Here is an 11,432-nt window from a genome sequence, read left to right as displayed (position 1 = left end):
CCACAAAATTACAAAACATGACAAACAACGTTCGTGTGCGCTTTGCACCAAGTCCTACAGGACCTTTACATATTGGCGGCGTTCGTACCGCACTTTTTAACTATTTATTCGCTAAAAAACACAACGGTACTTTTATTTTAAGAATAGAAGATACCGATCAAAACCGTTTTGTTGAAGGGGCAGAACAATACATCATAGATGCCTTAAATTGGTGCGGGATGCCATATGATGAAGGCCCGAATAAAAACGAAAAATTTGGTCCTTACAGACAAAGCGAACGCAAAGATTTATACAAAAAATATGCCGATGAATTGATTGCTTCGGGAAATGCCTACTACGCTTTCGATACTGCCGAATCATTAGATTTTCATAGAAAAGATCATGAGGCTAAGGGTAAAACCTTTATTTACAATTGGCATAATCGCTTAAAATTAAACAATTCGCTATCGCTTTCTGCGGAAGAAACACAGGCTAAATTAGAAGCTGGTGAAGCATACGTTATCCGGTTTAAATCGCCGCAAGATGAAACGCTTCATTTAAACGATATTATAAGAGGGGCTATCACTATTGATACCAATATTTTAGACGATAAAGTCTTGTTTAAAAGTGATGGTATGCCCACCTATCACCTAGCCAATATTGTAGACGATCATTTAATGGAAATTACCCATGTAATTCGCGGTGAAGAATGGTTACCAAGTTTGGCTCTGCACTACCAATTGTATAACGCTTTTGGTTGGGAGACTCCAGAATTTGCCCATTTACCATTAATACTAAAACCAACAGGAAAAGGTAAATTAAGCAAGCGTGATGGCGATAAACTAGGTTTCCCTGTGTTTCCATTAGAATGGACCGACCCAAAAACTAACGAAACGTCGAGAGGTTATAAAGAAGACGGTTATTTTCCTGAAGCCATGGTAAATTTTTTGGCCTTTTTAGGATGGAACCCAGGCACAGAACAAGAACTATTTTCAATGGAAGCACTTATACAGGCATTCGATTTAAAACGCGTGAATAAAGGCGGAGCTCGTTTCGATCCCGATAAAACGAAATGGTTTAATCATCAGTACATGCAAGAACAACATGATGAGCAACTGGCGGAATTATTTAAAGATAAGCATATCGAATTGGCAGACATCGATATCAATTATATCGCCATGGTTGTGGGTTTAATAAAAGAGCGAGCTACCTTTGTTTCAGATTTTTGGGACTTGAGCCACTTCTTTTTTGTTGCCCCACAGTCTTACGACGAAAAAGCATCAAAAAAAGCCTTTAAAGAAGGGACTAAAGCCTTAATGACCGAACTAGTTAGCCTTATAAATAACATTGAAGATTTTACAGTCGAGAACCTTCAAACTACCATAAAAGACTGGATAACCAGTAACGAGATTGGCTTCGGTAAAGTTATGATGCCATTGCGTTTAGCACTGGTTGGAGCATTACACGGCCCAGAAGTTTTTGATATCATGTATATGATTGGCAAAGCCGAAACCCTTAAACGTATTGAGAGCATGACGGAAACATTGTAATTTTCGTTACATCTTACATAGAAAAGCCTCATCGTAAAATTATGGTGAGGCTTTTTTCTTTCCATTAAAATTGTCCATCTCAGAACTATAATATAGATTCGTCCATAATCAAACCTGTTAAAATAAACCTTATTATATAAAAATTCCGATCACACCAATTCAAAAGTTAAGATGAACAGCAAACAAGAGTAATAAAATTATTCTGAGTCATAATCTGAAAAATTAAGAATAAACAGCTAAAAATAACTTTAGACAACCCTACATAGAATATTCGACAAGAAAATGATAAAAACATGAAGGAAACACAAAATCACGGATACAAATTGGCTTCGAAAGGAAAAAGATTTATAGCCTCCATTATTGAAAGTGTACTATTTATTCTGGCCACTCTTATAATATACTCCATTTTAGGAATATCCATATCAGAATACTGGAATAGCGAATTTGAATTAATTGAAATCGGATATTCAGCTATAATTGGATTAATTGTTGGAGCAATTTTTTTCCCAATATTTATTGGAACTTTAGGTCATAAAATTTTTAACCTTAAAGTAATTTCGACAGAGACAGGAGAAGATTACAACAGAGCTAAAAAAGGAGCAATTAGAGAATGTTTAAAATATGTTTTGGCGTACTTTCTTATACCAGTAATCTGGATATTATGGGATAATAATAATCAAAATTTGTACGATAAACTCACAAAAACTATAGTAGTAGAAAAAAACAGAAACGAATAAAATACGCTAAAGCTCTTACAAAACAAATTTCCAAAATTACAAAAGAGACTGGTAATAAAAATGGCTACCCAACTTAATCGGTAGCCATTTCAAAATCTATTAAAAAGTGTTAATCACTATTTTAGAATGGGAATATTCGCCTCTTTACATTTAGCGATCATTTCGTCTGGCCAAATACTCGCTTGAATCTCACCAATGTGTGCTTTTTTCAAGAAAAACATACATAAACGCGATTGCCCTATTCCACCGCCAATCGATAATGGCAATTCATCATTAAGCAACATTTTGTGCCACATTAATTCTTTTCGGTATTCTTGACCCTCTATCGCTAATTGCGCATTTAAAGCGGCTTTATCTACACGAATACCCATAGACGAAATTTCAAACGAACGTTCAAGAATAGGATTCCAAAGCAAGATATCGCCATTTAAACCTTTTTGACCGTTAGGTGCTTCAGTACTCCAATCGTCGTAATCTGGAGCCCTACCATCGTGTTTTTGACCCTCAGGAAGCTGTGCCCCAATACCAATTAAAAATACAGCACCGTACTTTTTAGTCACTACCGCTTCCCTTTCATCTGGGCTAAGATCTGGATACGCTTCTGCCAAGTCTTGAGTATGTATAAATTTAATTTTTGTTGGAAGTACCGGCTTTAATTGTGGGTAATTCTCATAAACCACATATTCCACACGTCTTAAAACACTATATATTTTGCCTACAATATATTTAAGGAAATCAACCGTTCTTTCGTCGTTCGTCATCACGCGTTCCCAGTCCCACTGATCGACATAAATAGAGTGTATATTGGTAAAAACCTCGTCTGGACGTATGGCATTCATATCGGTATACACGCCATAACCCGGTTCAATATTTAATTCTGCTAACGCCAATCTTTTCCATTTTGCAAGCGAATGTACTATTTCAGCCTGGTCGTCATTCATCGACTTTATAGGGAAAGTTACTGGGCGTTCTACACCACTTAAGTCATCATTAATACCAGAACCTTTTTTTACAAATAAAGGCGCAGTAATACGTCTTAATCTTAATTCTGAAGACAAACTAAGCTCAAAAAAATCTTTAATCAATTTAATGGCTTGCTCGGTTTCCTGTATATTTAATTGCGGATAATATCCTGTTGGAATTTGTAATTTATAATCCATTAGTGTACTATTTTATGAGATGATTAGCAATTTGCTATGTATTAATTGTACCGAAAACAAAAATGCAATAAATAGCGTGATTATCAAAACGGTATAGCATGCGAAATAAAGAAATATTTTACGGCTAGCGCAAAAAAAAGACAATTTTATGCCTTATAATTTAAAATTCTACAAATACGGTATAAAAACTCATATTCTCCCAGCTCTTTTTAGTATTTGTAAGCCATTTTAATAATTATTTGTTTGGTTATAACAGTCGTAATCAAATTAGAAATGACTTAAAATGATTCTAAAAAAAATCTTTTTCTTGTGAAAACCGACACCGATAATTTAAGGTGTTTTTATTTATTAAAATAACACTGTAGTTTGCCTAAAAAGGATGAAATTTTAATCAATTTATTGTATCTTATCAACTCAAAAAACAATTTAAATATTTATTATGAACTTCTATTTTATTCCATTATTAGTCTTCGGATTAATTATTTTAATCTCCTCCTTTTTTATCGTAAAACAACAAACAGCTGCTATTATAGAGCGATTTGGACGATTTAATAGCATCCGCCAGTCGGGTTTGCAGCTAAAAATACCTTTAGTAGATAAGGTTGCTGGTAGACTAAGTTTAAAGATACAACAGCTTGATGTTATTGTAGAAACTAAAACTAAAGACGATGTATTTGTAAAACTAAAAGTATCGGTTCAATTTAAGGTTATACGAAACAAAGTTGAAGACGCCTTTTATAAACTGGATTATCCGCACGATCAAATAACCAGTTATGTGTTTGATGTGGTGCGTGCCGAAGTACCAAAAATGATTTTAGATGATGTGTTTTTAAAGAAAGACGGTATCGCCATTGCTGTAAAATCTGAATTAAATGATGCCATGATGGAATACGGCTACGATATCATAAAAACGCTAGTTACCGATATCGATCCAGATGCCCAAGTAAAGGCAGCCATGAACAGAATTAACGCTGCCGATAGAGAAAAAACAGCGGCACAATATGAAGGTGATGCCGCTCGTATTTTAATTGTTGAAAAAGCGAAAGCCGAAGCTGAAAGTAAGCGTTTACAAGGTCAAGGTATTGCCGACCAACGTCGTGAAATTGCACGTGGTTTAGAAGAATCTGTTGATGTTTTAAATCGTGTGGGTATAAACTCGCAAGAGGCCTCTGCACTTATAGTTGTCACCCAACATTACGATACCTTACAAGCCATTGGTAGTGAAACCAACAGTAATTTAATTTTATTACCCAACTCCCCACAAGCGGGTAGCCAAATGTTAAACGATATGGTAGCTAGTTTTACTGCCAGTAACCAGATTGGTGAGGCGATGAAAAAAGCAAAATCAAAAAACGAGAAACAAGACGACAATTAATTCCCATAAACACAAAAACCCTCTAAATTTATTTGTAGAGGGTTTTGTTTTTTGGTTTATATACTTAAAACATGTTATTCAAAACTTTGTCGTATCTGAACTCACCTAAAAAGCTAAACCTATCTCATTATTGAAGCTCTTGAGCCTCGGCAACTAAAACCAGATTTTTATCCTCTAAAGCTTTAGAAATAAATTCGTTTATGGCTTCGTTACGTGCCAATCCCTTTTTAAGTAAAACTCCTAGAGTTATCATTACAGCTATACGTGTTCCAGCCTTTTTAACTGCTGTTCCAAATAAAGGTTCTAAGTCTTCATACGGGACTTGATCAGCTAAGACTTGAATTTCAGACTTCATTTTTAGCTGCTTCTCTTCCGATAAGTTAGTGTATTTTTTTCCGAGTTGCTGAATCACACTAATCGCTTTACGCTGATTTTGTTGTTGCGGTTTTGGCACATTGGTGTTCGTATTCTTCTTAGGTTTCTGTTTTGCCCAAGAATCACGTAAACCCACCGTTTTATTAAATACCAAATGCTCGGTAGTAGCGTCGTTATCCACATTAAAATAACCTAAACGCTGAAATTGAAACCGCTCTCCTACCTTAGCCGTTTTTAAACTGGGTTCAACATAGGACTCAATTATTTTTAAGGAATTTGGGTTTACAAAATCCATAAAATTTTTATCAGCTTGGCTGTCTGGAGCTTCGTGCATAAACAACCTATCGTACTCTCTAACCTCGGCTTTTACCGCGTGTTTTATAGATACCCAGTGTAAGGTGCCCTTCACTTTTTTGGTGGTATCTTCACTGTAAGTACACTGTATTTCAGTAATATTGCCGGCAGCATCTTTTAGTACCTTATCTGCCTTTATAATATAAGCGTTTTTAAGACGAACCTCACCCCCTAACTTTAACCTAAAAAATTTGTCGTTAGCTACTTCTTTAAAATCTTCTTGTTCTATATATAACTCACGAGAAAAGGGCACTTGTCTATACCCCGCAGCCTCGTCTTCAGGGTTATTTTCGGCTTCTAACCATTCTTCTTTAGTCTCAGGATAATTAGTAATTACCAGTTTTACCGGGTTTAAAACCGCCATAACTCTTGGTGCCGTTTTGTTTAAATCTTCACGAATACAAAACTCTAAAAGAGATACATCAATAACATTATCTCGTTTGGCTACCCCAACCGTTTCAATAAACTTCTTGATGGCATTTGGTGTATATCCGCGACGACGTAAGCCCGAAATGGTAGGCATACGTGGGTCGTCCCAATCGTTTACAATTCCCTCGTCTACCAATTGTAATAATTTACGCTTACTCATAATGGTATAGCTTAAATTTAAACGTGCAAACTCACGTTGTTTTGGCAAATTAGGATATTGATCCTTACTGTATTTATAAACCTCATGTTTAAACCAGTCGTATAGCTCACGGTGGGGTTTAAACTCTAACGAGCATAGCGAATGTGAAATTTGTTCAATATAATCGCTTTCGCCATGAGTCCAATCGTACATGGGGTAAATACACCAGTCGTTACCCGTTCTGTGGTGAGCCTTGTTTAAAATACGGTACATAATGGGGTCACGCATAAGCATATTAGGATGCTGCATATCAATTTTAGCCCGTAAAATATGGGTACCTTCGTCAAATTCGCCCGCTTTCATACGTTCAAAAAGATCTAAATTCTCTGCGACTGTTCGATTTCTATACGGTCCATCGACACCAGGTTGTGTTGGTGTGCCTTTTTGTTCGGCCATAGCTTCAGACGATTGAGAATCGACATAAGCTTTACCGTCTTTAATGAGTAAAACAGCCCAATCGTATAGCTGCTGGAAATAATCTGAAGAATACAGTTCGTTCGCCCAAGTGTAGCCCAACCAAGAAATGTCGTGTTTTATAGCATCGACATATTCTTGTTCTTCTTTAGCTGGATTGGTATCGTCGAAACGTAAATTTACAGGCGCATTATATTTTTCGCCTAAACCAAAACTAATACCAATGGCCTTTGTATGACCAATGTGTAAATAACCATTAGGCTCTGGCGGAAAACGAAAGCGTAAATCGCTTTTAGGCATGCCCTTGGCTAAATCTTCTTCTATGATTTGCTCTATAAAATTGAGCGATTTTTTTTCTTCAGACATAAAACTAATAAACTAGAATATATTAGATTTTAAAAACTAATACTATTAAACAAAATATTGTGTAAAATTAGGTAATTTTACCGACTTAAATAGATACCAAATGGGAATTATAAAAGTAGAAAATATTCGTGTATATGCGTACCATGGTTGCTTACAAGAAGAAACTAAAATAGGCAGCGATTATCGTGTAGATTTAAAGGTTAAAGCAGATTTACAAAAATCGTCGAGGACCGATAAACTAAATGATACGGTAGATTACGTGTTTTTAAATCGCATTGTAAAAGAAGAAATGGCTAAACCATCGCAATTACTTGAAACCGTAGCTAAACGTATTTTAAACCGTATTTTTAAGGAAGATAAATTGGTTAAAAAAGCATATATTTCGGTAAGTAAAATTAATCCACCAATTGGGGGTGATGTGGAATATGTGACTATTGAAATGAAAGAAAAACGAAAAAGTATCTTTTAATTAGGAAGAATAATATTTTTCCTTACATTTGCAGTATCATTAATGGCGTCGTGGCCGAGTGGCTAGGCAGAGGTCTGCAAAACCTTCTACAGCGGTTCGAATCCGCTCGACGCCTCACAGAACCTTCAAGTTTACTTGGAGGTTTTTTTGTGATTAATTTTTATAAAAAATTATAGTAAAGCCAAGCAAAACCTTCTACAGCGGTTCGAATCCGCTCGACGCCTCACAGAACCTTCAAGTTTACTTGGAGGTTTTTTTGTGATTAATTTTTATAAAAAATTATAGTAAAGCCAAGCAAAACCTTCTACAGCGGTTCGAATCCGCTCGACGCCTCACAGAACCTTCAAGTTTACTTGGAGGTTTTTTTTATGATTAATTTTTATAAAAAATTATAGTAAAACCAAGCAAAACCTTCTACAGCAGTTCAAGTCTGATAGACGCCTCGATAAAACCTTTAAGATTTATTTGCAGGTTTTTTATATGATTAATTTTTATAAAAAATTATAGTAAAGCCAAGCAAAACCTTCTACATGACTCGTCCTGAATAAAGGCTACATAATTTTAAACATTATGTATAGAATTATTTCGAGGGATTTTGATTTCAATCTTGTTTATATATTTTCTACATCAATGTGATAAAAATAATAAAATCAATTATTCGAACTAGAATAAATATCAAGGACCACCCACGTTTCTTTTGACTGAAATGAACGGAAGACAATTAGAAAAAATTGCTTATTTTGTATAACTGAAGAGTTCTACATTAGATCTCAAAACGGATGATAACACGATTTTTAAATATACACCAACTCAGCACGTCGGCAGCGATACACTTTGTAACATACTTGCAACGGACAACCTAGGAAGAATTACCGCAGTTTGTATTAAACTTTTAATAGATTTAAAAGTCATTCTAATGCTTAAGAACGAAGAAATGATAAATAATTTAAAAGGTTACAAAAAGTAATATGATATATAAAATTGTAAAAGTTGTTTATGAGAAGCTAAGATGAATACAGATCGATAATTTTAATTGCTAGTTATAGCCTATTTAATAAAGTCCTCCAGGCCTTTATAAATATATTTTTATAATTGCTGGTTTATCATTGTAATGATTTTGAGTATTAAAAAATTTTTATGAGTAGTAAGATTGTGTGCAAAAAAACGATAGCCTAAACAACCTTAACCTCATTCGGTCTTTTAGGTTTGTACAGAATGGTTTGTTTATATTTATGATGTTGCTAAATCTCATGAATTTAGATTTGAAATAAAAAAGAAAAACAATAAGTTTTAGCTTCTTGCTCAGACAGAAACGAAAAATTTCCTTACTTCCGCACTAAGCATAGTTAAACTGGAAACAGCTATAAAAAAATGATAAACATACGATACATTTTAGCCTTTATAACTTTATTCGCATGTAATAAACAAGATGACAATCCCATTAATACCAAGATTGATTTGGAGTATTACGACTCCATTGTTCATGAGGGATTAGAGCGAACTTATTTTGTTCATTTACCTGCAAGTTACAATACTTCAATTTCTTATCCATTAATTTTTGCAATGCATGGAGGGGGATTACTAGGTTATAAAGGAATAGAAGGACAGTCTCAGTTATCCCAACTTTCTGATTCAGAAAACTTTATTGTTGTTTATCCCAAAGGTTTAAAAACTTTAGGATTTCGAACTTGGAATGCAGGAGATTGCTGCCCTTCGGCCACATTACTCGAAACTGACGACATTGGATTTATAAATTCATTACTCGAAAAATTAAAGATAGAATTATCAATAAATAGTAAAAAGGTTTATGCAACAGGATTTTCTAACGGTGGCCAAATGGCATATAAGTTGGCAAATCGTTTTCCAAACAAATTTGCAGCCGTGTCTGCTGTTGCTGGGGTATTACAAGATTTTCCATTTAACCCTTCAAGAAAAGTTCCAATTATACATTTTCATTCTTATCAAGATCTAACTGCACCTTACAATGGAGGTCTATCAAATGCACCAAATATTAACAACAACTTCCCTTCGGTAGACTCCACAATGCGCATAATTGCCAATAATTACAATTGCAGTCTAATAAAAAAAACTATTTTTAGTAATACAAATACTTATGATTTTTTCAGATATTCAGATTGTGATAATAATGTTAGAATTGAACTCTATGTAAGTCAAGATGGTGGACATACTTGGCCCGGAGGAAAAGCCTTAACAAATAATGAAATAACAAACCATTTTAACGCAAGTTCAATAATGTGGGAATTCTTTAAAAATTATGAATTACCCTGAAAAAACTAATCTTAACATGAATATGAAAAATAGATTGAAAATGATTGTATCGCTTATTAAACTGTATGTTTAACAAAGTAAGTTGGCGTTATTACTAGAATCTAACAATTTATATTTCAGCGTATATCTATAAATGATAAAGAATAAAAGCGGTTTAAAACAAAGTACCACAGTAAAAATAAAATAAAATTCCTTTCAAGCCGTATTCATAAATTCTTAAGTCAAAATTTATTCTGTTTTCATCGGATTAATTTGCTCAAATTTTTCTTTTAGCAGTTCTTTTTCATTTGGAAAAAAAGCCTGAACCAAAAGCAATACTCCAAATCCCAGAATAACAAGAGCTACAATCTTTTTAGTCTTAAAAATAAGTCTTGGTGTAAGGCGATTTTTTAATTTCTTAGCCAACGCTATTTTAGCTAAATCTACCAAAAAATAGACAATTAAAATAGTGGCTAGAAAAACCACGACACCTTCTTTAGTTTCGGTTAAAGAGTTTGCTAAAACAATAAAAGCCACCCAACCTATTAACACGCCAATATTAATAAAATTAAGTAAAAAGCCTTTTAAAAACAGTTTACCGTAGCCTTTTTTTATCTCGACTCTGTGGTATTCATTAACAATAGAACGGTAAGATTTTGAAGTTTTAAGAAAAGAAATAAATCCGTAGGCCACTAAAAGAACTCCTCCAAAAATTAAAAAACTAGGATCGTCTTTTACTTTATCTAATAACTTGCTGGTACTGTAAAAGCCAACAAGAATAAATAATATATCGGCAAGTATAACACCACAATCAAAAATTAAGGCACTTTTAAAGCCTTTTGTAGCACTTGTTTCTAACAGAACAAAAAAAACAGGCCCTATGGTAAAGGCTAAAATAATACCAAATGGGATCGCTGCTAATACATTATCAAACATAAATATAATTCACTTAAGACAAAGTAATGAAATATTTTATTGTTTTTACAAAGCTTAGGATATAATTTAACAGAAAACCCACGGTAAATCGTGGGTTTAGAGCTTGTATGGTGTAACATTATTTTATTCGGGTAACGCGTCCTCCTAAAACTGTCGTTTCGTTAATATGCTTTGGTCTGCCATAAATGTATACGTCGCCCCCAGCCCTTACTTTAACATCAACTAATTCTGAAGCCGTAACATGAGCTTCACCAGCAGCATTTATAGACACATCGGTATGTTCTGTATTTAAAGCTTCGCCCTTATACACACCTCCAGTTAATAAGCGCACCTTTTGATTTTTAGACTTACCAGAAGTGGTAATTATACCTCCTGTAACCGACTTTACATTGGTGTAATTAACCTGTAATGGCACATTAATAGTCGCGCCCTCTTGAGCTTTTAAATCTATTTCGAATTGCTTGATATCATCTTTAGAATGCACTTTAGCCCCTTCGTTTGCATCAATAACATCAAGCGCAGTATAATACAAGGTGACCTTTGTGTTATTACCATCAAAAATCTCCTTGAGTTTCATTTTAATTTTTAGTTTACCGTTTCGGTTACTCACCACAACACTATTTGTTTTTTCTCCAGAAATAATAACTTTATTGTCATTTGATTTTACGAGTTCTACCTCTATTAAATCATAAACTTTTAACTCTGTAAATTCCCCTATCGATTTTTCAATAGGCTCTTGAGCGATTACAGTTGAAAACATAAAAAGACTTAAAAATATGACTACATGTTTCATTGAATTAATTTTTTATTTGTTGATTTAA

Annotated in this window: 9 protein-coding genes and 1 tRNA gene; 6 read left to right on the top strand and 4 right to left on the bottom strand. The window is 34.1% G+C overall.

Annotated elements, in window-relative coordinates; genetic code table 11:
- The first annotated feature begins 17 nt into the window (after window positions 1-17).
- A complete protein-coding gene (gene gltX, locus FEZ18_RS06490; protein ID WP_153267568.1) occupies window positions 18-1,529 on the top strand; it encodes a glutamate--tRNA ligase in 1,512 nt (503 codons plus the stop codon).
- Window positions 1,530-1,822: 293 nt separating this feature from the next.
- Entirely contained in the window at window positions 1,823-2,266 is a 444-nt protein-coding gene (locus tag FEZ18_RS06485; RefSeq protein WP_153267567.1) for an RDD family protein, read from the top strand.
- Between the two features lie 116 nt (window positions 2,267-2,382).
- Here the strand turns inward: FEZ18_RS06485 and asnA are convergent, their stop codons facing one another.
- Window positions 2,383-3,426, bottom strand: coding sequence for an aspartate--ammonia ligase (gene asnA, locus FEZ18_RS06480; protein ID WP_153267566.1), 1,044 nt, complete (start codon window positions 3,424-3,426; stop codon window positions 2,383-2,385).
- 439 nt (window positions 3,427-3,865) lie between these two features.
- Here asnA and FEZ18_RS06475 point away from each other — a divergent pair, with 439 nt between their 5' ends.
- A complete protein-coding gene (locus FEZ18_RS06475) occupies window positions 3,866-4,801 on the top strand; it encodes an SPFH domain-containing protein (protein ID WP_153267565.1) in 936 nt (311 codons plus the stop codon).
- Window positions 4,802-4,928: 127 nt separating this feature from the next.
- Here FEZ18_RS06475 and FEZ18_RS06470 read toward each other — a convergent pair whose 3' ends face one another.
- On the bottom strand, window positions 4,929-6,938 hold the full coding sequence (locus FEZ18_RS06470; RefSeq protein ID WP_153267564.1) for a glutamine--tRNA ligase/YqeY domain fusion protein: 2,010 nt from the start codon (window positions 6,936-6,938) through the stop codon (window positions 4,929-4,931).
- A gap of 100 nt (window positions 6,939-7,038) precedes the next feature.
- Here FEZ18_RS06470 and folB point away from each other — a divergent pair, with 100 nt between their 5' ends.
- From folB to FEZ18_RS06455, 3 genes are all read left to right on the top strand, one after another.
- A complete protein-coding gene (gene folB / locus FEZ18_RS06465) occupies window positions 7,039-7,407 on the top strand; it encodes a dihydroneopterin aldolase (RefSeq protein ID WP_153267563.1) in 369 nt (122 codons plus the stop codon).
- A gap of 44 nt (window positions 7,408-7,451) precedes the next feature.
- Window positions 7,452-7,522, top strand: a tRNA-Cys gene (locus FEZ18_RS06460).
- A gap of 1,256 nt (window positions 7,523-8,778) precedes the next feature.
- Entirely contained in the window at window positions 8,779-9,696 is a 918-nt protein-coding gene (locus tag FEZ18_RS06455; RefSeq protein ID WP_153267562.1) for an alpha/beta hydrolase family esterase, read from the top strand.
- Window positions 9,697-9,924: 228 nt separating this feature from the next.
- Here FEZ18_RS06455 and FEZ18_RS06450 read toward each other — a convergent pair whose 3' ends face one another.
- Window positions 9,925-10,611, bottom strand: a complete 687-nt coding sequence (locus FEZ18_RS06450; RefSeq protein WP_153267561.1) for a LysE family translocator — start codon at window positions 10,609-10,611, stop codon at window positions 9,925-9,927.
- A gap of 118 nt (window positions 10,612-10,729) precedes the next feature.
- Window positions 10,730-11,404, bottom strand: a complete 675-nt coding sequence (locus FEZ18_RS06445) for a head GIN domain-containing protein (RefSeq protein ID WP_153267560.1) — start codon at window positions 11,402-11,404, stop codon at window positions 10,730-10,732.
- Between the last annotated feature and the right edge of the window lie 28 nt (window positions 11,405-11,432).

Origin of the sequence: Oceanihabitans sp. IOP_32 (assembly GCF_009498295.1) — a bacterium.
Lineage (GTDB): Bacteria > Bacteroidota > Bacteroidia > Flavobacteriales > Flavobacteriaceae > Wocania > Wocania indica.
The sequence above is the reverse complement of the archived record's forward strand: the minus strand, read 5'-3'. Positions and strand labels throughout refer to the sequence as shown.